This is a genomic window from Lysinibacillus sp. Bpr_S20 (assembly GCF_023337835.1).
Taxonomy (GTDB): Bacteria; Bacillota; Bacilli; order Bacillales_A; family Planococcaceae; genus Lysinibacillus.
Genome location: NZ_JALNLQ010000013.1, coordinates 78,059 through 102,796 on the forward strand (window position 1 = coordinate 78,059; position 24,738 = coordinate 102,796).

18 protein-coding genes, 1 pseudogene and 1 riboswitch are annotated in these 24,738 nt (G+C 38.6%); of the genes and pseudogenes, 13 read left to right on the forward strand and 6 right to left on the reverse strand.

Annotation, left to right across the window (positions count from 1 at the left end):
- Positions 1-193 precede the first annotated feature (193 nt).
- Entirely contained in the window at positions 194-1,498 is a 1,305-nt protein-coding gene (locus tag MWJ95_RS22020) for a hypothetical protein (RefSeq protein WP_249107248.1), read from the reverse strand.
- Positions 1,499-1,789: 291 nt separating this feature from the next.
- Here MWJ95_RS22020 and mntA point away from each other — a divergent pair, with 291 nt between their 5' ends.
- On the forward strand, positions 1,790-2,194 hold the full coding sequence (mntA, locus tag MWJ95_RS22025; protein ID WP_249075998.1) for a type VII toxin-antitoxin system MntA family adenylyltransferase antitoxin: 405 nt from the start codon (positions 1,790-1,792) through the stop codon (positions 2,192-2,194).
- A pseudogene (gene hepT, locus MWJ95_RS22030) lies at positions 2,187-2,510 on the forward strand (type VII toxin-antitoxin system HepT family RNase toxin); the annotation flags it as partial. The gene mntA and the pseudogene hepT, both read left to right, overlap by 8 nt.
- Before the next feature lie 191 nt (positions 2,511-2,701).
- Here hepT and MWJ95_RS22035 read toward each other — a convergent pair.
- A complete protein-coding gene (locus MWJ95_RS22035) occupies positions 2,702-4,324 on the reverse strand; it encodes an S-layer protein (RefSeq protein WP_249107249.1) in 1,623 nt (540 codons plus the stop codon).
- A 475-nt stretch (positions 4,325-4,799) separates the two neighbouring features.
- Between MWJ95_RS22035 and MWJ95_RS22040 the strand changes: the two genes are divergently transcribed.
- Together MWJ95_RS22040 and thiC are read left to right on the forward strand one after the other, a co-directional pair.
- Positions 4,800-5,729 carry an AEC family transporter gene (locus MWJ95_RS22040; RefSeq protein ID WP_249075996.1) on the forward strand — a complete coding sequence of 310 codons (930 nt, stop codon included), beginning with the start codon at positions 4,800-4,802 and terminating at the stop codon, positions 5,727-5,729.
- Between the two features lie 212 nt (positions 5,730-5,941).
- Positions 5,942-6,056, forward strand: a riboswitch (TPP riboswitch).
- A 136-nt stretch (positions 6,057-6,192) separates the two neighbouring features.
- Positions 6,193-7,971 carry a phosphomethylpyrimidine synthase ThiC gene (gene thiC, locus MWJ95_RS22045; protein WP_249107250.1) on the forward strand — a complete coding sequence of 593 codons (1,779 nt, stop codon included), beginning with the start codon at positions 6,193-6,195 and terminating at the stop codon, positions 7,969-7,971.
- Positions 7,972-8,167: 196 nt separating this feature from the next.
- Here thiC and MWJ95_RS22050 read toward each other — a convergent pair whose 3' ends face one another.
- From MWJ95_RS22050 to MWJ95_RS22060, 3 genes are all read right to left on the reverse strand, one after another.
- Entirely contained in the window at positions 8,168-8,338 is a 171-nt protein-coding gene (locus MWJ95_RS22050; RefSeq protein ID WP_249107251.1) for a hypothetical protein, read from the reverse strand.
- Positions 8,339-8,626: 288 nt separating this feature from the next.
- Positions 8,627-10,132, reverse strand: coding sequence for a catalase (locus MWJ95_RS22055; protein WP_249075994.1), 1,506 nt, complete (start codon positions 10,130-10,132; stop codon positions 8,627-8,629).
- A gap of 439 nt (positions 10,133-10,571) precedes the next feature.
- Positions 10,572-12,017 (reverse strand): response regulator transcription factor, encoded by a 1,446-nt coding sequence (locus MWJ95_RS22060; RefSeq protein WP_249075993.1) that lies wholly within the window; start codon positions 12,015-12,017, stop codon positions 10,572-10,574.
- A gap of 233 nt (positions 12,018-12,250) precedes the next feature.
- On the opposite strand from MWJ95_RS22060, the gene hutH reads away from it, so the two are divergent.
- The 9 genes from hutH to MWJ95_RS22105 all read left to right on the forward strand — a co-directional run bounded on the left by hutH (position 12,251) and on the right by MWJ95_RS22105 (position 24,239).
- Positions 12,251-13,765 (forward strand): histidine ammonia-lyase, encoded by a 1,515-nt coding sequence (gene hutH / locus MWJ95_RS22065; protein WP_249075992.1) that lies wholly within the window; start codon positions 12,251-12,253, stop codon positions 13,763-13,765.
- Positions 13,766-13,878: 113 nt separating this feature from the next.
- Positions 13,879-15,207 (forward strand): YjiH family protein, encoded by a 1,329-nt coding sequence (locus MWJ95_RS22070; RefSeq protein ID WP_374110271.1) that lies wholly within the window; start codon positions 13,879-13,881, stop codon positions 15,205-15,207.
- 15 nt (positions 15,208-15,222) lie between these two features.
- The gene (gene hutU / locus MWJ95_RS22075; protein WP_249075991.1) at positions 15,223-16,893 is read left to right on the forward strand and encodes a urocanate hydratase; all 1,671 of its coding nucleotides are present in this window, start codon (positions 15,223-15,225) and stop codon (positions 16,891-16,893) included.
- On the forward strand, positions 16,890-18,176 hold the full coding sequence (gene hutI / locus MWJ95_RS22080; RefSeq protein WP_249075990.1) for an imidazolonepropionase: 1,287 nt from the start codon (positions 16,890-16,892) through the stop codon (positions 18,174-18,176). The genes hutU and hutI overlap by 4 nt, the downstream gene beginning before the upstream one ends.
- 310 nt (positions 18,177-18,486) lie before the next feature.
- Complete coding sequence (locus MWJ95_RS22085; protein WP_249075989.1) at positions 18,487-19,287, forward strand: NUDIX domain-containing protein; 801 nt, start codon at positions 18,487-18,489, stop codon at positions 19,285-19,287.
- 89 nt (positions 19,288-19,376) lie between these two features.
- Positions 19,377-19,928: a cysteine hydrolase family protein gene (locus MWJ95_RS22090; protein WP_249107252.1), complete on the forward strand. Its 552-nt coding sequence runs from the start codon at positions 19,377-19,379 to the stop codon at positions 19,926-19,928.
- A gap of 15 nt (positions 19,929-19,943) precedes the next feature.
- Positions 19,944-21,425 (forward strand): nicotinate phosphoribosyltransferase, encoded by a 1,482-nt coding sequence (locus MWJ95_RS22095; RefSeq protein WP_249107253.1) that lies wholly within the window; start codon positions 19,944-19,946, stop codon positions 21,423-21,425.
- A 3-nt stretch (positions 21,426-21,428) separates the two neighbouring features.
- Positions 21,429-22,043, forward strand: a complete 615-nt coding sequence (nadD, locus tag MWJ95_RS22100) for a nicotinate-nucleotide adenylyltransferase (RefSeq protein ID WP_249075986.1) — start codon at positions 21,429-21,431, stop codon at positions 22,041-22,043.
- A 348-nt stretch (positions 22,044-22,391) separates the two neighbouring features.
- The gene (locus MWJ95_RS22105; RefSeq protein ID WP_249075985.1) at positions 22,392-24,239 is read left to right on the forward strand and encodes an SLC13 family permease; all 1,848 of its coding nucleotides are present in this window, start codon (positions 22,392-22,394) and stop codon (positions 24,237-24,239) included.
- Positions 24,240-24,527: 288 nt separating this feature from the next.
- Here MWJ95_RS22105 and MWJ95_RS22110 read toward each other — a convergent pair.
- A partial coding sequence (locus MWJ95_RS22110) for a hypothetical protein (RefSeq protein WP_249107254.1) occupies positions 24,528-24,738 on the reverse strand: 211 nt, incomplete at its 5' end.

Here is a 24,738-nt window from a genome sequence, read left to right on the forward strand (position 1 = left end):
CTTTATGATTTATTAATGTAGGTAAGATTTCGTTACAGGCGCCCATCAAATTTTTAACGTCTTTCAACAGATATTTTTTGTAGGTCAGCTGCAGTTGTAAATTATGCCGAGGCATAATAGAAGAACTAGCAAAGCTGAAAAAAACATAACCCTCTGCAAATAATATAACTGGCAGAGGGTTATGTTTATTAGGTTAGTATCTAACGATTTGGAATGAATCAGATGTATTTGTTTGAATGAAATGACGATTTCCTTCTACTGTGTAATCAGCAGGCTCTCGATCGCCAAAGTCAAACGTACGAACGATGGAGGCATTTGGTGATAAATTATCGATAATGATTTCCATATTAGCTTCAAATTCAACTTGTTTGTTATTTAACGTTGCTTTGAATGTAATACGATTCAAATTTCGTGTAATTTGAATTTCCATAACACCAGTATCCTCATTAAGAAGAGTTGCTAGCGGTGGAATAATAACTGTCATATTAGATTTTGTTGTTAAAATGAAGCGTTCTGTACTAATTTCCGAGTCAGCCACGTTTATTTTTGCTGTATAGGTATTTTTGTTCCTAGTCATAGCGGTAATTTTACCAGGTACGGCTGCTATATCCGATAAAATTGGCGTTTTTGATCCATTCCCTGTAGTCGGTAGCTTATATTTCCCATTTACAAAGTCCACTAAAGTCCAGACATTAGGGACAAGCTGCTGTTGCACAGGCGTTAAAGCTTCGAAGGCTGTTTTCACTGCTTGTACATCTTGGGCAGTAGATGTTTTAGGCGATAAAGCTGCAATGGCGTTTTCCACTTCCTTAGCTGCTGCCTTATCCTTCACAACAAGCTGTTCAGCATCTAATAAAAGCTGCTCAACGCCAACCGGTAAAGAGACGTTTGTAAATTTGCGTAATGCAGTAAGCTCAGCTCTAGCATTGGCTACATCTTGATGGAAGGTAATGCGAGAAGAGTTTAACATTTGGATTTTGTTGACCACTTTATCGAAAGATGTATTTGGCGTGATATAGGATGTCAGTATTTTTTGTGATTCCGCACTTACAAAGGTCTTTTGTGCTGCATTTAACGTATTGTACCAATCTTTCGTCTCCATAACATTTTGATAGTAATTAATAGAGGTTGAATCTACTGAAGCTAATTTTTCTTCAATTTGTGCAGCGAGCTTGCGATACGAAATTCTCGTCATTTGATGGTCTGACAGCGTTGCATAATTCGTAACATACATTTTTTCTGTTTCAGTTAACGCATTGTAGGCTTTGATAGCTGCTTCTAAAGATGTTTGAAATGAAGCAGCTGTATGATTAATATTTGAAATAAGCTGAACAACATTCGCAACGTTAGAGTTGTAGTAATAATTATTATTGTATATGTAAGCAGCTTTTGTCTGTCCAGTAATATCAGCAGCCGAAGCTGACATTGTAGGTGCAGTATAGATGAGTGAAGGGACTGCAACTAAGGCGAGTAAGGCTAGTTTTCTTTTGTTTTTCATAATATGGGGAACCTCCTAGTGCTTTATTATTTACCTACCGAAAAGAGTCGTGGTTAGTTGGGAATATCCTAATATATGTTGATAAACCAATTTTATCATAGCTTAGGGTTTTTTTATCTATAATTTGGGTGAATAGGAAGATTTGTTATCTATTTTTTTAATACTTTGTGTCTTATGTACTTTTGAAAATTTGAACCGGAAGTAGGTTGCTTTTTAATAGAGAGGGATAGAACCATCGTATGAAGGGTAGAGTTTGTTATCATATTTTTAAGAAGGAGTGGGGGTGTTTAATTGCAACAAAACTGGCAGAAGGTAGTTGTTGAAAACCTATCCTCGGCTGTTGATCCGGCATTTGTTATTGTTTTTGGTTCTTATGCGCAGGGTTTGATTCGTGAAGATAGTGATTTAGATATTGCGTATTTTGCAGATAAATCGCTCTCAGGTTATGAACGTTTTCTATTAGCCGGAGAAATTGCACAGGTCTGTAATATTGATGTTGATTTAGTCGATATGAAGACGGTTGATACAGTGTTTGCAGCACAAATTTTTTCAAATGGTAGGGTCATTGATTGCCAAGATGAAAACACCTTTGTGAAAGAACGAATGAAGGCCCTATCCATGTACGTGACGTTAAATGAACAACGTGCGGGCATTCTGAAGGCAATTGAAGAGAGGGGTAGTGTCTATGGTGAATAATGATATTATTCTAAATAAGGTTGCTACAATTGAACGCTGTGTGAAGCGTATCAACGAGGTGTATGGTGATAATCCAGAGAATTTGCAAGATTTTACGAAGCAGGATAGTATCATTTTAAATATCCAACGTGCCTGTGAAGCAAGTATTGATTTGGCGATGCATATTGTGAGTGATTTAAAGTTGGGTTTGCCTAAAACGAGTCGTGAAGCATTCAAGTATCTTGAGGAAAACGATATTATTGACCATGCATTGGCTAAAACTTTAATGAATATGGTAGGCTTCCGCAATATTGCTGTGCGCGATTATCAAGTTATATATACTCCAAGCAATTATTGAGAGTCTTTTAAGTGATTTTCTGCCTTTATAGAGGCAATATTACTTGTATAAAAGAAATAACAGGCTACTGGAGAAAAATAAGTACGATTGCACCGGTAGATGTTTTGAGTTAGATGTAATTTTTATTTGAGATAAAAAAGGACTCTGCTCGGCGCAGAGTCCTTTTTTAGTTAATTTTTTAAACCTGGATATGATGCATTTCGATACCTGATTAAAGCGGTAGATAAATCGTTAGTCGCATTTGTAATTTGGTATTGATACGCATAAGGATCACTTTCTACCACTTTAGCTTGTTGAACAGCGTCTTCTAGGAGACGTCTTTCACTCAGTGTTGTCCATTTTTTGGTAGTTTCAACATCAGTTCCGTTTCCTGTATAAGAAACTTCTACGTATTCATAAATAGAGATAGAATTAATAAGAGATGATAGGCTAGATTTATCTACATTATTCCCATGCGGTCCATACCTATAAGCATTTTTGTAAGTCCAGATAGCATTGTTTAAATTATTTGTAGCATAGACAATATCATTTTGAGTAGAGCTGTAATTATTCACAACTGATTGAGCTGATGAAACAGCTGAAGCTAAAGCATTTCGCTCAGTTGGCGTTGTCCAAGGCATATCATAAGGGACGTTGAAACCATCCCAGGATTCAGCTACATATTGAACAGAATTAATAAGCGATTGAAGTGAAGCCCTATCGCCATAACCATATTTTGATCCATTTTTTTGTGCGGCTTGATAAACGGCTAATGCATTTCTGTATTGTGTAATAGCGTTATTTACCTGTTCCTGAGTGGCGTTAGAATTATTAGCCACCGTTCTAGCGCTGCTTACGGCAGATTCGAATGCTGTACGTTCAGCCTGCGTCGTCCATTTTTCCGTTGTTAAAACATCATTTCCGTATATAGATACGGCCACGTACGGTGGTGTAGCTACTAAATTACTTAGCTCAGTTTTATTCACCACAGGTAATGTTACAGAGGCTTTTTTATCATCTATCTGCACCTTGTTAATTAGATGGCCCGAATCTAATGCCACCTTAGCTCCATGCTTAACGATCACTTGCTCAATTTTACCTTCGCCATAAAGGCTAAAATCTTGCTCAACATCGATTGTCAGCTTATCAACATTAGCGATAACTTCAAATGCTGTAACTTTACCTACTACATCAACTTTAGAAATAGTTTTATCAGCAATCACATTTACTTTTGAACGCTCCATGTTAATGTTTGGAGATTTAATATCTTTTAGGGAAACATTTAACCACTTAATATTTCTCGCCATTAAAGGTTTAAACGTGATTGTATCCCCGATAGCAACGTTATCAATTGTAATTGCCTTCTTCACACGATTTGTTACAATCAGTTCATCTTTAATAGTTACATTTTGAACTTTTACATAATCCGCATTTACAGTTAGGCTTCCGTCAATTTGTGCGTCACCGCCATCAAAATACATCGCTTTATTGTTCGTACCAGATTTAGTAAGTGTTAGTGACGTAATACTTGTAATCTCACCGTTCTTTACGACTATAGTAGCTTCGGCATTTGCCAATACAGTGCTATTTGATGTCTTTAAGAGTGGCTTCAGCGACTGACTGATTTTAAATTGGCCGTTGGATGTACGTACTTTATCTTTAGTGATATTGTTAATGGTAACGGTTTGTCCCTTTGCTTTGGCTGCAGCTACCTGCCCATCAATTTGAATTGAGTGGTTTAAAGACGAATCATTAGAAGCAGCGTGAACAGATGCAACTGGCAGAACTAAGGTTGCCGTAATAGCTGTTGCCATAAAAGTCGATATCGCTTTATTTTTCAAGTAAATCACTCCAATCTTAGTATTTAGTAGATAATATATCATATGTTTCTATATATTGGTATACGAAGGGCATGTTTTACTAAGGTGATAAAAAATAAATGGATAAATAGTCCTCTTTTATATAATTTAGACCTTCTGGGTAATGTGATTGAAATTCTGAAAGCCCTTAAAAATCTACTTAATTCGATAAGTCCTTCAATGTGGTGCGGCCCTCTTTTCGCTATCGATATATTTGAAAATGGAGGGGTGTTGGAGTATTGCTTTAAACGATTAACACGAAGAGCTACCAAAGATTTCAGAGTCTATCAATAATATGAATAGAAATCCAAAAGAATGACAAGAATTTGTAGTTTGCATGAAAGTAAATTATTTTTTACGTAATATAGTAGATGTTGGTTCAGTCCATTGACCAGGTGTAAAAATAGCACTACGAAAGGGGGGCATCACTATGATGTATCTCGGTATGATTTTTTTCCAAATTGTAGCTCCGATATTAGTGCTTCTAGTACTGGGGGCAGTTTTACAAAAGAAATTTCGCTTTAATTTAAAGGCATTATCTCAACTTATTACATATTGCTTCATGCCAGCAGCTGTTTTTGTGAACCTATATGAAACGAGTATAGAGCTGTCTGTGCTTGGTGAGGTTGCGTTATTTATTCTACTTTTCATAGGAAGCCAAATGGTGCTTAGTCACTTTCTAGCAAAGGGACTCAGATTAGTAAAAACAGAGGCAGCTGTATTTAAAAATAGTGTTGTCCTCATTAATTCAGGCAATTATGGTATCCCGGTTGCGCAAATGATTTTTGTGACCCAGCCGATTGGAGTAGCGATTCAGGTCATTCTTGTCATATTTCAAAATATGACGACCTATACTTATGGCTTGTACAATTTAATTTCTTCAACAAAATCGGGCATGTCAATTATAAAAGACTTCCTCAAAATGCCTATTATTCATGCGCTTATTATTGGTGTGGCAATGAACTATTTTAATATCGCTATTCCGCAGTTTGTAAGAATTCCGATCGACCATGTGGCAGATGGCTTTATTGCTATAGCGTTAATAACTTTAGGGGCACAACTATCACAACTTGAAATCAAATCCATGTTCAATAAGATGGTATACATAAGCTGTTTTACACGACTAATCTTAGGGCCTACCGTAGCATTGCTTATCATTTTTGCGCTTGGTCTTGATGGTGTCGTGGCACAATCACTTTTTATAGCTAGTTCGTTCCCGACTTCGCGTAATAGCTCTAGTCTGGCATTAGAATATGACGTAGAATCAGCAACTGCTGCACAAACAGTTTTATTTTCAACCATCGTAAGCTGTATAACGGTGACGATCGTGATTTATGTAGCGGAACTGTTGTTTACCTAACAGCTATAAAAGTCGATAAAAACTGTAATTGTTCCGATAAATCTTCAAAGTGTTCATATAAAAATGAATTCATCACAATAACGTTTCTTGAGGGCCTATGTGCTTGCTTTCTAGAGTCTCATCTGACGCTGACTCTTGGTGAATGTACCAAAAATAATAAAATGAAGCTTCCATCTATTAGCAATATCTGCTACACTAACATCAAACTTAATAGCATTAACTAGGGGAGTCTGATGAGTCAGGCTGAGAGGGAAACGCTTAGAGGTTTCTTGACCCTTTGGACCTGATCTGGCTCATACCAGCGTGGGAAAGTTAACCATTATTGCACTCTATGTTATTTGCAATAACTTTACCTTTACATTCTTAGCCGGATCCAAAATTATTATTTGGATTCGGCTTTTGTTTTTGTTGGGGTTAGCTAGATTCGGTCCTTGTATAAATGTAAAAGGGAGCGAAGTAGTTTATGACAACAGTTAGCGACAAGAATATTACGATTATGTCTAGTTTTGATGGAAGTAAAAAAGTTTATGTAGAAGGATCACGACCAGATATTTTAGTGCCAATGCGTGAAATTGCATTAAGTCCGACGACAGGAAGCTTTGGGGAAGAGGAAAATGCGCCAGTACGTGTTTATGATACGAGTGGTCCATACACTGATCCAGCGTATAAGGTGGATATTACGAAAGGATTGCCAGCTTTACGTAGTGCATGGATTAGAGAACGGGGTGACGTTGAAGAATACGAAGGTCGTACGATCAAGCCAGAAGACAATGGATTCCGTAATGCTGATGATCCACGAATGAAAGAAAACGTTTTTCCGGATTTATCTAGAAAGCCTTTGCGTGCGAAGAAAGGTAAAAATATAACGCAGCTTCACTATGCTCGAAAGGGGATTGTTACTCCAGAAATGGAATTTGTGGCGATTCGTGAAAATATGGACCCTGAATTCGTGCGCTCAGAGATTGCGGCAGGGCGTGCTATTTTGCCATCAAATATTAATCATCCTGAGGCCGAACCAATGATTATTGGACGTAATTTCCACGTAAAAATTAACGCCAATATTGGCAATTCGGCGGTGTCATCCTCTATTGCGGAAGAGGTAGAAAAAATGACGTGGGCTACACGCTGGGGTGCTGATAACATTATGGATTTATCAACTGGTAAGCATATTCATACGACACGTGAATGGATTATCCGTAATGCCGCGGTGCCAGTAGGGACGGTGCCGATTTATCAAGCGCTAGAAAAAGTAAATGGTGTGGCAGAGGATTTAACGTGGGAGGTGTATCGTGATACGTTAATCGAACAGGCTGAGCAAGGCGTTGATTACTTCACGATTCATGCAGGGGTATTGCTGCGTTATGTGCCATTAACGGCTAGTCGTGTAACAGGCATAGTGTCTCGGGGAGGCTCGATTATGGCTCAGTGGTGTTTATATCACCATCAAGAGAGCTTCTTATATACTCATTTTGAAGAAATTTGTGAAATTATGAAAACCTATGATGTTGCCTTCTCTTTAGGTGACGGTTTACGTCCTGGTTCTATTGCGGATGCAAATGACGAGGCTCAGTTTGCAGAGCTAGAAACGTTAGGAGAATTAACGCAAATTGCCTGGGAGCATGATGTCCAAGTGATGGTGGAAGGGCCAGGGCATGTGCCGATGCATCTGATTAAAGAAAATATGGATAAGCAGTTAGAAGTGTGTAAGGAAGCCCCTTTCTATACTTTAGGGCCCCTGACAACAGATATTGCTCCTGGCTATGACCATATTACATCGGCCATCGGTGCTGCAATGATAGGCTGGTATGGTACGGCAATGCTATGTTATGTGACGCCAAAAGAGCATCTTGGTTTACCGAATCGCGAGGATGTTCGTGTAGGGGTTATTACGTATAAAATTGCTGCACACGCTGCAGATTTAGCGAAGGGGCATCCGGGAGCACAGCAGCGTGACGATGCACTATCTAAGGCACGCTTTGAATTCCGCTGGCGCGATCAATTCAACCTATCGCTGGATCCAGAACGTGCAGTCGAATATCATGATGAAACCTTGCCTGCGGAAGGGGCAAAAACGGCGCACTTCTGTTCAATGTGTGGACCTAAGTTTTGCAGTATGAGAATCTCACAGGATATTCGTAATTATGCAAAAGAAAAAGACTTAAATACGACTGAAGCGATTCACCAAGGGATGCAGGAAAAGGCCGAGGAATTTAAAAAAGCAGGCAGTCAAATTTATCAATAATTATTAGAATGGGCTTGTGTCTAAATTAGGCACAAGCTTCATTTTGGTTCATGCCAAAGGTGAGGAGGTGAATGCGGATGTGGTTCCCTTTCTATGGTTGTGCAAACACCTAATTAATGAAGATAAAACCTTCGGCGGGTCACGGATTTTCAAAGGAATGAATTGCGCAGGCACAATTAAAATCCGGACGCATTGTTTATCTGCGTGGAAGTGATGCGTTGATATAAGTTGATTGGAGTGGAGGCTGGGCGACTCCTTGGGGATCAGCGATAGGGGAACTAAGGCTAAGAGCATCACATCCTGTGATAACGCCTTCGTGACCAACATCCTGCTGCTGCCGCTGCGTTAACACTACGCTTTCGCGCAAAAAACATCTGTTGCCCCGACGCCCCCAGGAAGCTTTGCTCTGTGCGAAAGCGTAGTGTAACGAAGTGACAGCAACAAATGTTTTCTGTAGCGAAAGCGAAGCGTCAGCAACAAATGTTTTATCTGCGCGAAAGCGAAGCGGCAGCGGCAAAGCGCCCAGTCGGAACGGAAATCAACCACACATTATAGTGATGAATCCTTATTTTGTAATTAAGATAAAAAAACTCCATGTGAAGATGCCTTCACATGGAGGAAAAGTTGGATTTGGATATCAATAATAAGTGGAGAATTAAACGTTTGTTGCTTGTTTTTCGTATGGATTTGAAAGGTCCATACCTTCTAATGAAAGACCCATAGCTTTTGCTACACCCTCACCATATGCTGGATCAGCTAAATAGCAGTGAAGGATGTGACGACGTTTGATGAACTCTTCAACTGATGCCATATCATTAGCAGTATTTTCGAATAGGCGTTGTTGCTCTTCGGCAGTCATTAGGCGGAATAGTTTACCTGGCTGCTCGAAGTAGTTGTTGTCATCTTCACGGAAGTCATGGATACCGGCATGACCGTCAATACGTAATTCAGGCTCTTTATAGTCTAAATTATGCTCCCATTCACCATAGCTATTTGGTTCGTAACCTAAAGTTGAACCAAGGTTGCCATCGAAACGCATAGCACCATCGCGGTGGAATGAACGGAATGGGCATTTTGGTGCGTTTACAGGAAGCATATAGTGGTTTACACCTAAACGGTAGCGTTGTGCATCTGCATACGCAAAGATACGACCCTGTAACATTTTGTCTGGAGAGAAGCTAATACCAGGGATAATGTTAGATGGGGCAAATGCAGCTTGTTCAACTTCAGCAAAGTAGTTGTCCGGATTTTTGTTTAACTCGAATTCACCCACAGGAATTAATGGGAAGTCTTTTTTATACCATACTTTTGTTAAATCAAATGGGTTATACGGTAATTCTCGAGCTTGTTCCTCTGTCATTACTTGAATGTACATTTTCCATTTAGGGAAATCGCCTTTTTCAATTGCCTCATAAAGATCGCGTTGTGAAGATTCGCGGTCATTACCGATTACTTCAGTAGCCTCAGCACCAGTTAAATTTTTAATGCCTTGCTCTGTACGGAAGTGGAATTTAACCCATACGCGCTCATTTTCGGCATTAATAAAGCTATAAGTATGAGAACCGAAACCATGCATGTTGCGGTATCCAGACGGAATACCACGGTCAGACATGACGATTGTTACCTGGTGAAGCGCTTCAGGTAATGAAGTCCAGAAATCCCAGTTTGAATTCGCGTTTTTCATATTTGTACGTGGGTCACGTTTTACAACGTGGTTTAAATCTGTAAAGTGTAAAGGATCACGGAAGAAGAATACAGGTGTGTTGTTACCAACTAAATCCCAGTTACCTTCTTCAGTATAGAATTTAAGTGCAAAGCCACGAATATCGCGCTCAGCATCTGCTGCACCACGTTCACCTGCAACTGTTGAGAAGCGTGCGAACATTTCAGTCTTTTTCCCAACTTCTGAGAAAATTTTTGCTTTTGTATATTTAGTAATATCATGCGTTACAGTGAAAGTACCGAATGCACCTGAACCTTTAGCATGCATACGACGTTCAGGAATAACTTCACGATTGAAGTTTGCTAATTTCTCAACTAGCCATACATCCTGGAGTAATAGAGGACCACGAGGACCTGCTGACATTGAATCGTGGTTGCTTACTACTGGAGCACCACCTGCTGTTGTAAATCGACGGCTACGATCATTTCCGTTTGTCATATTAGTTTACCTCCTAAAGAAAATTGTGAGTCAAACTCTTCATCAATAACTATAACAAATACAAACTAGAATTGCTAGTAAATTATAATCATTATCGTTAAAGAATTCTTATAGTAAGATATAAACTATAAATATATGCTAGATTTATAGAATTTATGAATAGTTTTTACCACAAATTTAGTTTTTCTAAACGTTTTCGAGAATTATTTGAATAAGTTATAAAGAAGAGAGAGAACAAGAATAAAAGAAATTAAAAAGAATTCTCTTATTTATTTATTATTATTGAAAATAAAATATGTTAATTGAAAAAATATTGATGGCAATGAAGACTAGGAGACTACCGGTCCTCTGAAGCAAGCTAGTAGAGGACCGAAGGATGAAGCATAAAAACACTTTCTCCCAAAGCGCAAGTCGAACGTAAAGAATCCATTGAGCCCATTTACGCTTTACGATAACGATGAGGCGTAATTCCGATGTGCTGTTTAAAAATTTTAATGAAATAATTCGAATCATCAAAACCATTTAAATAGGCAATTTCACTAATAGCAAAATCCGTTTCCACAAGCATCTTTGTAGCATTATGAATGCGGACCTGCTGTAGGTAGCGCTTCAATGGCAAGCCTTGCTTCTTTGAAAAAATGGTACTTAAATAATTGGGGCTAATCCCTAATTTATGGGCGACGAAAGGTAAAGATAACCCACTATCCTGAAATTGTTGGTCGATAATTTCTATGGCCAGTTCTACATAGTCAGCCCGTTTTTCCATTCGTGCCTCACGAGCTAATTCAATCAGTCTTTGTGTAAATGATATGATGCTATTTAGAATGGTATAAAATATAGGATGTTCAATAATTAAATGGAAAAGCTGACGATAATTTTGCTCAATTGCGGCTTTTTCATGTAATTTATACTTCAGCATAAAGCGTCGAATTTGTGCCAAAACACTTGTTAGATGAATACGTAAGTCATCTTGCTTGTAATAAATTCCCTCGTTAGATAGTCGATATAAAAATGCTTTGACAGCCTCAATATTGCCGTCCTCTAAACTACTTATTAGTAATTGTTGTTCTTCGGGTGTTAGCAAAGGATCGAAGGGCTGTGTTTCCAATTGTTTGCTTGCATAAAAAATGTGTCCATAGCCTTCGTAAAAGCTTTGATGGAGTGCCCGCTTTGTTAAGGTATACATATTCTTCATGGTAGTCGGTTCCCCATCATAAATGCCGATATTTAAAGAGCTATTATTTGTTACTCGCCATTCCTTCATTAATGTACGAACATCCTTCTCTAAATCATTTGTTTGGAATAGACAAACAATTTTTTCTGATAAAGGATAAATCCTCATACTAGAATAAATAGGCGTTTGCTGAAGCCAGTTGTATAGTTTGGTAAACATTTCGGAATGCTCGGGCTCGATCATTGTGAAATGGATATTTGGCTCTAGCGTATTAGTTTTACTATCTAAAAAAAGTTGATAGTAAAAAGATTCATCTGTAGCTTCTTGATACACTATTTCTGCCTTGGGTGTTCGAAGGGAAATAGCGGTGAGTTTTTGCTTTAATACTTCTAAATCAATTGGTTTAACGAAGAGATGTGCGACCTGTAAGTCGATTGCTTTTAATGCATTTTTAAACAATGGCTCTGTTGTCATAGCTAAAATAGTTCCGGAATGTTTTTGTAAAACACGATAAAGTGCAGTTAAACGATTATTCGAGAATAGGTCAATATTGAGTAGTATCACCTCAGGCTCAAATTGCTGGATACTTTGAAGTGCTTCATTAATAGTTGTACTTATTTCAATCGTTACATCGCCAGGAAAATATGTATGTAAAAACCAACGGATTCCTGAAAGATCAGTGGAGTCTCTATCAATTAATAACAACTTCAAAACGGCAAACCTCCCTTAAAATTTTCTAGTTTCATAAAAAAATACTATTATATTATTAAAATAACAAAAATTCTGAAATAATTCATGTTTTCTCTTTTAAAATTCCCTATTTTCTGAAAAAAGGAGTTAGTACAATGGAGTTAGCGTTATTGTTATTTATTTTTTGTAGCGATAGCGAAATGGATTAACAGCATTTTTACATAGCTCTAAGAAAACAGGGGGATGTCATTATTATGAAGTCTATTATTGAACTCGATGGCAAGACATTAACAAGACAACAAATAGGGAAAATTGTAGACGGTAGTGCCACGGTAGCTCTTTCTCAAGATAGTGTGGAGCGTATACGTTTAAGTAGGGAACGAATTGAAAAGCGTTTAGCTGAGGGGCAAACGATTTATGGTGTGAATACAGGCTTTGGAAAGCTAAGTAATATAAAGATTGAAGAGGATGACATTGAACTTTTACAGTTAAATTTATTGCGCTCAGATGCAACGGGTGTCGGTGCACCGTTCCCAACAGATGTGGTGCGTGCCATGATGGTTTTACGTGCCAATGCTTTAGCTCGTGGTTTTTCAGGAATTCGTCTGGAAACAGTGCAGCTACTATTGGATTTTATTAATAAAGGGGTCCATCCGGTTGTACCATCTCAAGGTTCAGTTGGAGCAAGTGGAGATTTAGCGCCGTTATCACATTTGGCTTTAGTACTAGTAGGTGAAGGTAAGGCGGAGTTTAATGGAGAGGTTATGAGCGGCAGTGCGGCGTTGCAGCGAGCCGGACTAACACCTGTCCGACTACAGGCTAAGGAAGGGTTAGCGCTTGTAAATGGTACACAAGCAATGACGGGTATCGGAGTTTTAACAGTGAACGAGGCAGAGCGTATTGGGCTAGCGGCAGATATGGCAGCGAGTTTGACACTTGAATCACTGAAAGGGATTACTTCAGCATTTGATCCAGCGCTTTTAGCGGTAAGGCCACACCCAGAATTAGAGCTTGTTGGCGGACGAATCCGTAAGTGGCTTGATGGAAGTAAACGTGTGACAAAGCAAGGTGAAATCCGCATGCAGGATGCCTATTCACTACGTTGCATTCCACAAGTGCATGGTGCTTCATGGCAGTCGTTTTTCTATGCCGAGGACCGCGTGAAAACTGAAATGAATGCAACAACAGATAATCCAATTGTTTTAGAAAATGGAGAAGTATTATCTGGTGGGCATTTCCACGGTCAACCAATTGCATTAGCAATGGACTTTTTAAAGGTCGGTGTAAGTGAATGGGCTAATATTTCTGAGCGACGTACAGAACGCATGGTTAATCCACAGCTTAATGAAGGATTGCCGCCATTTTTAGCGACAAATCCTGGTATTGAATGTGGACTAATGATTGCTCAATATACAGCTGCCTCTATCGTATCTGAAAACAAAGTATTGGCTCATCCTTCAAGTGTAGATTCTATACCGACATCAGGTAACCAAGAGGACCATGTGAGCATGGGAACAACATCTGCCCGCCAAGTACGCCAAATCGTACACAATGCGGCTCGTGTTATTGCAATAGAAATGATTTGTGCTTCGCAGGCGATCCATTTGGATAAAGCAGAAGAGCAGTTATCTCCAACAACGCGCAAGTTTTTAGAAAAAGTTCGTGAATTTTGTCCACCATTGTTAGCGGATCAACCAATTGGCGATGAAATTGAAGCGCTTTCGCAGTATTTGTTAACAAGTGATGATCTATTAAATGACTATGTGTAAACCATAAAGCGATAACTTCCTATAGGAAATCTGAAAAAATGTTCAACTAGTCTGGATTGACAGGGCGTACTAGTAGAAAAAGCTTTTACTATTAACGGTCAAGGGGGAATGGTATGGAGTTTCAGCAACAAGAGCTGAGGCAAGACTCGCAATTTCGAGTCTCCTCCGCTTTGAAGATGATTGCATGCAGTTTGGTCGGAATATTCAGTTTCTTCATATCGTTTGGATGGCAAGGGAAGAATACAATTTTAATTGATCACATTGTGAACTTTATTCGTACCGAAGCACCCCTACTTGTAACTGTTTATGTGCTCATAATGCTTGTAGGTGGAGCGATTCATCCATTCCTTACTAAGAAATGGAATAAGTCAATAGTCAATATTGTATTGTCAATTTTTAAAGTGGGCGGTATGGTTGCCGGGATTTTATTAATTTTTAATATAGCTCCTGGATGGCTCGCCAATGAAAGTATCGGTCCGTATTTAATGGAGAAGCTTATTAAGCCGGTAGGGGTACTAATCCCGATTGGATCTTTGTTTTTAGCACTTCTAGTAAGCTATGGGTTACTTGAATATATCGGTGTTTTAACACAGCCGTTTATGAAGCCTATTTTTAAAACACCTGGACGTTCAGCAGTGGATGCAGTGGCCTCATTTGTCGGCAGTTATTCGGTTGGCTTACTTTTAACGAACCGAGTTTATATGGAAGGTCGTTATACAGCGAAGGAAGCCGCAATAATTGCAACAGGGTTCTCGACAGTATCGGCAACGTTCATGGTCGTAATTGCAAGTACGCTAGATATTATGCAGCATTGGAATGCGTTTTTCTGGGTGTCGCTCGTTGTAACATTTGTGGTCACTGCGTTAACGGCGCGCATTTATCCGCTTCGTTCAATGAGGGATGAATACTACAAGGGTACGACGCCGATGCCAGAAAAGATTGTCAAGAAGGATCGCTTTAAAGAAGCGTGGCATCAAGCGATGGATGCGGTTGATCAAAATCCACCTTTATCTAAAATTTTATGGATGAATTTAAAGGATGGCTTCATCATGGCGATGGGGGTTATTCCGTCGATTCTGTCAATTGGTCTGCTAGGGCTTGTACTTGCAACATATACACCAATTTTTGATTGGCTTGCGTATATTTTTGTACCATTCACATATTTGTTGCAAGTTCCAGAGCCATATTTAGCAGCAAAAGCACTGTCATTATCGTTAGCAGAAGTATTTTTACCAGCACTTGTTGTCACACAAGCAACACTTGTGACGAAATTTATTGTGGCGGTTGTATCAATATCGGCAATATTGTTCTTTTCAGCCGTTATTCCACTTATTTTATCATCTGAAATTCCATTGTCGTTGCGCCAAATTTTACTCATTTGGTTTGAGCGTGTCGTATTAACTTTAGTCATCGTAACACCGATAGCATTTTTACTATTTTAAAGGAGCGTGTTTTTAATGGTAGTTAAAACAAATATTCGTGCACCACGTGGGAATGAATTATCATGTAAAGGTTGGACACAAGAAGCTGCAATGCGTATGTTAATGAACAATCTAGATCCTGAAGTAGCAGAAAATCCAGATGAGCTAATCGTCTATGGTGGAATCGGTAAAGCTGCGCGTAATTGGGAAAGTTATGAACAAATTATTGCGTCCTTAAAAGAATTAGAGAATGATGAAACACTTCTTATTCAATCAGGAAAACCAGTGGCAGTATTCCGTACGCATGAACATGCACCGCGGGTATTAATTGCGAATTCTAATTTGGTGCCTGCGTGGGCAAATTGGGAGCATTTTTATGAATTAGAGGACCGTGATTTAATGATGTACGGTCAAATGACGGCTGGTAGCTGGATTTATATTGGAGCACAAGGGATTTTGCAAGGAACATACTTATCATTCGTAGAGGCAGGCAAAAAAGTATTTGGCACAGCAGATTTACGAGGCAAATTCATCCTTACAGGTGGTATGGGTGGTATGAGTGGTGCACAGCCTTTAGCTGGGAAAATGGCTGGTGCTGTCATTTTAGTAGTGGAAGTAGATCGTGCTCGAATCGAACGTAAAATAAAAGAGGGGTACTGTGACTATCTAGTGGAGACAGTAGATGAAGCTATTGAATTAGTCAATAAACTTCGTGACCAAAAAGAACCTGCGTCTATCGGTCTTGTTGGTAACTGTGCAGACGTTAACCGTGAGCTATTGAATCGTGGAATTATCCCTGATTTTGTAACGGACCAAACATCTGCGCATGATCCGATAAATGGCTATGTTCCAAATGGTATGACGTTTGAGGAAGCGCTTGAATTGCGTAAAAGTGATGTGAAAACGTATGAGCGAAGAGCTAAAGAGACGATGGCTGAGCATGTTCGTACAATGCTTGAATTCCAACAAGCAGGTGCAGAAGTATTTGATTATGGTAATAATATTCGTGCTTATGCCAAGGAGATGGGGGTAACAAATGCCTTTGATTTCCCTGGTTTTGTTCCAGCATATATTCGTCCATTATTCTGTGAGGGGAAAGGACCATTCCGTTGGGCTGCACTTTCAGGTAACCCTGAGGACATTTATAAAACAGATGCACTTGCCAAAGAAATGTTTGCGGAAGATGAAGGTCTTGTGAATTGGATTGATATGGCACAACAAATGGTTAAATGGCAAGGGTTACCGGCTCGAATTTGCTGGTTAGGTTATGGAGATCGTCATCGTTTTGCGTTGAAGGTTAATGAAATGGTGGCGAATGGTGAGTTATCGGGGCCAATTGTCTTTGGTCGAGATCATCTAGACTCAGGCTCCGTTGCATCACCAAATCGAGAAACAGAGGGTATGCTTGATGGCTCAGATGCAGTATCTGATTGGCCAATTCTAAATGCACTGGTTAATACAGCCAGTGGTGCAAGCTGGGTAAGTGTGCATCACGGTGGTGGTGTAGGAATGGGTTATTCGCAACATGCTGGCCAAGTGTTAGTAGCGGATGGTTCTGAGCTAGCAGCTGAGAAAATTGCGCGAGTGTTAATTTCGGATCCAGGAATGGGTGTTGTGCGTCACGCAGACGCAGGCTATGACATTGCTATAAATACAGCAAAGAACAAAGGTGTACGTATACCAATGCTAAAGGATGATGCTAAGTGACCATTTTAATCAAAAACGCCAATGAAGTGATAACGTTAAAAAGTGCCGTACAAGGTCCTCGTACAAAGGAACAAATGCGTGATATTGCAATAGAGGAAAATGGCAGTGTGTTAATGGAGGGAAATAGCATTGTTGCAGTAGGGTCACTTGCACAGCTAGAAGCGGATTTCCCGGATCTTGTAAAGATGGCTGAGGTTATTGACGCTTCAGGTAAGATTGTTATGCCGGGGCTCGTTGATTGTCATACACATTTAGTGCATGGCGGTACACGTGAGCAGGAGTTTAATATGCGACTCAATGGCGCCACATACATGGAAATTATGAATGCTGGTGGCGGAATCCATGCTACAACAAAACGGACAAGAGAAACTAAATTTGATGATCTATATAGAAAAACGATGAATCATTTAGATGTGTTTTTAAAGCATGGTGTCACAACGGTTGAGGCAAAATCAGGCTATGGTTTGGATTGGGAAACTGAAAAGAAACAGCTTGAAGTAGCAAAGGAATTGCAAGCAACACATGACATCGATGTTGTGAGTACCTTTATGGGGGCGCATGCGGTGCCACGTGATTATAAGGGACGTGAGGATGAATTTGTCGATGTCGTCATTCATGACATGCTACCGAAAGTAGCTGAGCTAAACCTTGCGGAATTCAATGATGTATTTTGTGAAAAAGGTGTATTTACGCCAGAGCAATCAAAACGTATTTTAGAGGCCGGGAAAGCGTTGGGGTTAACACCGAAAATACATGCAGATGAGATTGAACCTTATAAGGGAGCAGAACTTGCTGCGGAAGTAGGGGCAATTTCGGCAGAGCATTTATTGGTTGCTTCTGATGAGGGTATACAAAAAATGGCTGAAGCGGGCACGATTGCGGTGTTGCTACCTGGTACAGCATTCTTCTTACGTGCGCCATTCGCAAGGGGACGTCTAATGATTGATGAAGGGGTACCTGTAGCTATATCAACTGACTTTAACCCTGGTTCATCGCCAACGATGAGTCTGCCCTTTATCATGAATTTAGCTTGTATGCACATGGGTATGACACTAGAGGAAGTGTTAACGGCGACAACTATTAACGCGGCGTATGCACTTAACCGTGGACATCAAATTGGCTCTCTAGAAGTGGGCAAACAAGCTGACGTCATTATATTGGATGTTGCTAATTATAAGCAGTTGCAATATTTCTATGGCATGAATCATACGAATACTGTCATTAAAAATGGGCGAGTTGTCGTACAAGATGGTATTCTTTTGAAAAATCAACTAGTGAATTAAATCATAGAAAAGGCATAAATAAGGCAGAGATGCTTTGTTTATGCTTTTTTTCATGCCCCGCTATCTTTATTCTCATTTTGTATAAAAAGAGTTGAAATTGTTAATTGGAAAAGTTATTATATCATTAAATAGTAATTATGGAATTACGAATTACTGAAGGTTATTTGCGGAAGATTGTATAAAGTATTTAAGTTTATACGTGCGGAAGGAGCGAAGCGAATACTCGTGCGGCCATAAGAAGTCATTACACTTCATAAGGACCTTTATCATCATTTCTGTAAAAACATTGAATCAAAGGAGTTTTATTAAAATGACAAAATACCGTTCACAAGAAGAAGTTCTTGCGAATTATGATTCCTCAAAATATTTAACACCTGATGGGTATACATCAGACATTGCAATTTTTACAATAACATCTGAAAAGATAGAGGAAAAAGCACCACCGATGATGACGCTGAAAATCATGTTGATTAAACGAGCTGATCAAGATCATGAAGGTAATCCGAATATTGAAGGTGGAAAATGGGCGCTTCCTGGTGGATTTGTAGATGCGACAAAAAGGGAAACTGCCATTATGGCTGCTAAAAGAGAATTGAAAGAGGAGACGAATGTAGATGGTCTACACGTTAAACACTTTGGTGTCTACGATGATGTAGAGCGTGATCCCCGAGGTTGGATGATTTCAAATGCTTTTTATGCCATTGTTCCGGAAACGTATATTGATCAGCGTCAGGCCAATGATGATGCGGTGGAAGTAGAGCTATACAATATAAGTGAGGTTTTCACACTTGAATTGGCCTTTGATCATCGGAAAATTATTTCAGACGCCTTAAAATTTATTAAGAAAGATATGGTACAAACAACTGTTGCCAAAAACTTTTTACCGGAAGAATTTACTTTATCTGAACTACAGAGAGTTTTATTGACAGTGGGGGATGATCCGCGCATTTCAAATGACTCTGTGTTCTTTACAAAAGCGCCCAAGTTGCCTTTTATTGAAAAAGTTTTAGATGAAGAAGGGAAACCGAAGAAAACGAAAAGAAATTCATTTAGACCATCGCAATTATATACGTTTAATGACTGTGAAATCGTAGAGTCAATTTATCATTAGGAAAGCATCTGTCTTTCCTAATAAATTTTCAATATAGTAATTTGTAATTTGCGAATTATTAATTAAGAAGAAAGTGGAGTGATGAAATCATGTCGAAACGTGCATTGATTAATATTGATTATACAGTGGATTTTGTAGCATCAGATGGAGCTCTAACTTGCGGAAAACCGGGGCAATTATTGGAACAGGTAAATACACAATTAACAAAGGATTTTATCTCAAATGGAGATTTTGTAGTTTTTGCGATTGATGTTCACGAAAAAGAAGGTAGCTATCATCCGGAAACTAAGCTTTTTCCTCCTCATAATATTCGAGGTACAAAGGGAAGAGAGTTGTATGGCTCCTTAAAAGAACTATATGAAGAAAATAGAGATGCAAATAATGTCTATTACTTAGATAAAACAAGATATTCTGCGTTTGCAGGAACGGATTTAGAAATTAAATTGCGTGAAAGAGACATTACAGAACTGCATTTAATAGGTGTATGTACAGATATTTGTGTACTGCATACAGCGGTAGATGCCTATAATAATGGATTTAACATTGTTATTCATAAAAATGCAGTAGCGTCTTTTAATCAAGCTGGGCATGAGTGGGCGTTAGGCCATTTCGAGCATTCTCTCGGTGCTATTATTATTTAAACGGAGGAGAAGGAAATGAAATATGCAGACGATAGCTTAATGTTGCACACGGACTTATATCAAATAAATATGGTGGAAACTTACTGGAACGATGGTACTCAAAATCGAACAGCAGTTTTTGAACTGTACTTTCGACAACTTCCGTTCGGGAATGGCTATGCGATATTTGCAGGCTTAAAAAAGATTATGGAGTTTATCAAAAGCTTCGGTTTTTCTAGTAGTGATATTCAATATTTACGCGAGGAAGGAAAATATTCAGAAGCGTTTCTTAAATACCTTCAAAGTCTAAAATTTACAGGCACTATTTCTGCAATGAAGGAAGGTGAATTGGTATTTGCCAATGAACCTATTTTACGAATTGAAGCGCCATTGGCAGAAGCTCAATTAATTGAAACGCCTCTATTGAATATTGTAAATTACCAAACTCTTATCGCGACGAAAGCTTCGCGCATTAAACAGGTGATCGGAAAGGCTGTAGCGATGGAATTTGGGACACGTCGGGCGCATGAATTTGATGCAGCGATTTGGGGAACTCGTGCAGCTTATATTGGTGGATTTTCTGCAACTAGCAATGTAAGAGCTGGAAAATTATTTGGTATCCCTGTATCAGGGACTCATGCACATGCCATGATACAGGCATATCGTGATGAATACACGGCATTTACAAAGTATGCAAGTACACATAAAGATTGTGTTTTCTTAGTAGATACGTATGATACATTACGTTCGGGTGTCCCTAATGCAATTCGGGTCGCAAAGGAGTTCGAAAATAACATTAATTTTATAGGAATTCGTTTGGACAGTGGAGACTTGGCGTATCTTTCAAAAGAAGCAAGGAAAATGCTAGATGAAGCTGGCTTCACTGAAGCGGAGATTATAGCGTCTAATGATTTAGATGAATACACAATTATAAATTTGAAGTCACAAGGGGCTAAAATTAATACGTGGGGAATCGGAACTAAGTTGATCACAGCTTATGATCAAGCAGCCCTTGGAGGGGTATATAAATTAGTATCTATCGAAGATGAAAACGGGAAAATGGTTGATACCATCAAAATCTCTGGGAATCCTGAAAAAGTAACTACTCCAGGCCGTAAACGAATCTATAGAATTATTAATAAAGAAAATGGTCATGCGGAAGGGGATTATATTGCATTAGACTACGAAAACCCGCAAGAGGAAAATCGCTTGAGAATGTTTCATCCTGTGCATACTTATAACAGTAAATTTGTGACGAATTTTACGGCAAAAGAATTACATCATGATATGGTAGTAAATGGATCTATTCTTTACAAAGAACCGACACTTCAAGAAATTCAAGCATATGTAGAAGAAAATTTACATCTACTATGGAGTGAGTACAAAAGAACAATGAATCCAGAAGAGTATCCCGTAGATTTAAGTCAAGCGTGCTGGGATAACAAAATGATGAGAATTAAAGAAATTAAAGAAAAAGTAGCGAAGATGGTGAATGGGAGTAGTGGAACGGAGGGATAGATAATGGCGAAAATAGGGATTTACGGATCGTCTTTTGATCCAATTACAAATGTCCATCTTTGGACCGCAAGCACAGTTGCGCATCGTTGCAAATTAGATAAAGTGATTTTTTTACCATGTTCAAATAAACGAAAGGATAAGGAGATTAAAACAGACAATACGCATCGCTGGAATATGTTACAGCTAGCTATTGCAAAGGATGAACGTTTTATTGCAGATTCATATGAAATGGAGCAAGAAGGCTGGAATATTTACACATATGATACGATGAAATATTTTAGAAAACAACACCCGAATGATGAAATTCATTTTATTATGGGAGCCGATTTATTAGTTGATATTGGCGCGGGATTGTGGAAAAAAGGAGAAGCGTTAGTAGCTGAGAATCATTTTATTGTCATGGCAAGGCATGGAGTCGATATGTTATCAACAATTAGCCGTTCTCCAATTTTGAGAAATCATGATGATGGAAGATTTCATTTGATCGACAAAGGCTTAGCGATGGAAATTAGCTCAACTTATATTCGAGAAGAATTCGCAATGGGCGGTGAACCCAAATATCTATTGCCTGATGCTTGTTATGACTATATTAAGGAGCATAACCTTTATCGTAAATAAGCTAGGTATGGCAATGCATTAGGTGGACCTCGTTATGTAGCAATTGTAAGGAACTGTTATGCTTTCCTTACGTATCCCGTTGTAATTCAAGGGTTGTTAAATAAAGGATAAAGGGGCTGCTGATTTTTCGCGGACAGTAGCTCCTGTGGGATTAGCTTACACGAAATGGGGAAGTGATCAACCTAGGATGAGTCTTTTATTTCGAAAAGATGGTGAACTTTCTCATTTATAGTAAAGGGTAAGATATAATAAATCTAAGTGATATAGAAACAGGCATTGTGCTTTACAAAACGATTTGTGTATAACCTTTTGTAAAGACAATTTAATGTTAGAAAGGAATTCTTAGATGTGCAGCTTACATTAACATTTCTTATTTTAGGGGCGACAATTTTTGCATTTGTAACAAATAAATTGCGAGCAGATTTAGTTGCCATTGTGTCACTTCTTGCCTTTGTTATGACTGATATTTTAACGCCAACAGAGGCGCTTGCCGGCTTCTCGAACTCTGTAGTTTTAATGATTGCGGGGTTATTTGTTGTGGGCGCAGGTATTTTACGCACAGGACTTGCAGGGATGGCGGGGCGACTATTGTTGAAATGGTCAGGTGATAGTGAGTTAAAGTTATTTGTGTTATTGCTCATTATTGTAGGGACTGTAGGTGCCTTCATGAGTAATACAGGTACTGTAGCATTAATGATGCCTATCGTAGTTAGTATTGCTATTAGTATGAAGGAGAGTCCTTCGAAATTCTTGCTACCACTTTCTTATGTTGCGAGTCTTTCTGGGCTTATGACATTAATTGCTTCACCAACAAATTTAATTGTCAGTCAGTTATTAGTAGATCGTGGCTATCATAAACTAGGTTTTTTTGAAGTGACACCCATCGGTATTGTAGGAATGATTGTTGGTATTGTCTATTTAGTACTCGTGCGTAATATTCTTTTGCCAAATGAAAAAAATCGTACACAATCAAAAGCTGACTATCAACTATCGCCAAAGAAAATTATTAAGCAATATGATTTAAACAATCGTTTGTTTAAAGTATTTGTACCTGAGGGTTCGCCGATTATTGATGCAACATTAGCAGAATTAAAGCTGCCGGCTAAATATACGCTTTGTATGATGAAAATTCACCGTCGATCTCAAGAAGGTATTAATTTTTTACCGGTGACATATCAGGAGATGGCAGGTCCGACTAGTGTGATACATGCCAAAGATGAATTGTATGTTCAAGGTGAGGAAGATAACATTCGTCGCTTTGCTTCGGATTATAGCCTGGAGATGCAGGAACTAGCAGAGGGAGAGGCTGATGAATTGGTATCAAAGCATCTTGGTATTGCAGAGGTATTATTAACGCCAAATTCCAGTTTTATTAATAAGACTGTTAGCGCCCTGGGCTTCCGAGAAAAATATAATCTTAATATAATTGGCATTAATCGTAGAGGTGGCTATAAACTTCAAGATATGGTGAAGCATAAATTGAAGTTTGGAGATGCCATTTTAGTGCAAGGTGCATGGGATGAGATTCTATTACTTGCAAGGGAAACGCAGGATGTCGTTGTTGTTGGCCAGCCGAAAGAGCATGCGAGTGTAGCGGCGGCAACAGGTAAAGCTGGTATTGCCGGAGTCATTATGCTTTTGATGATTGTGTTAATGGCTTTTGAAATTTTCCCTGCTGTTATTTCTGTTATGATTGGTGCCGTATTGATGATATTAACCGGTTGTCTACGTAATATGGAGGATGCATACAGCAATATGAATTTTGAAAGTATTGTGCTTGTTGCTGCGATGCTTCCGATGGCGACTGCATTGGAGAAAACGGGTGGTATGGTTATTTTATCTGACGGTATAATTAACGCACTTGGAGATTATGGACCCTATGGAGTGCTAGTTGGCATATATATTTTAACAGCTATTTTTGGACAATTTATTAGTAATACGGCAACTGCTGTTTTGTTTGCACCAATCGCTATGAATGCAGCGATTGCAATGGAAGCAAGTCCGACGACATTTATGATTGCTGTTGCTGTAGCGGCAAGTATGGCGTTTGTCACACCAATTGCTTCCCCGACTAATGCGCTTGTGATGACAGCTGGTGGTTATAAATTTATGGATTTTGTGAAAATCGGAATCCCGTTACAGATTATTATGTTCATTGTTATGATGCTAGCTATTCCATTTTTCTTTCCGTTTTAAAAAACTCGGTCTATATACCGAGTTTTTTTGTGAAATCTATTAATTTTTTATGTAAGGTTATGATAAAATTTTATTTTAGATAGTAAAAAAGGTTAAATTAGCTTAAGATGAGAGTTTATTTATAATTATTTTATAAGCATATATAAATAGGAAGCTTTTCAATGGAATGAAAAAGTATTAAATTTTATTATAAAAAGTGTTGACCTTTTTATATTATGAGTGTAATATAATACAAGTCGCTAAGATAACTAATGACGAAACAATAAAAATTAAAAATAGTTGTTGACATCAAGTTGGTAGCGTGATATTATATAAGAGTTGCTGTTGAGAAAACAGTAACGAAATGAACCTTGAAAACTGAACAAGCAAAACGTAATCAATAAAGTTTTTAGTAGCTAACCTTGAGTTGGTGAACAAAACAAAATTTTGGACATCAAACATGATGCCAGCAAAACAATTTGAGCTAATCAAATTTCTTTTTATGGAGAGTTTGATCCTG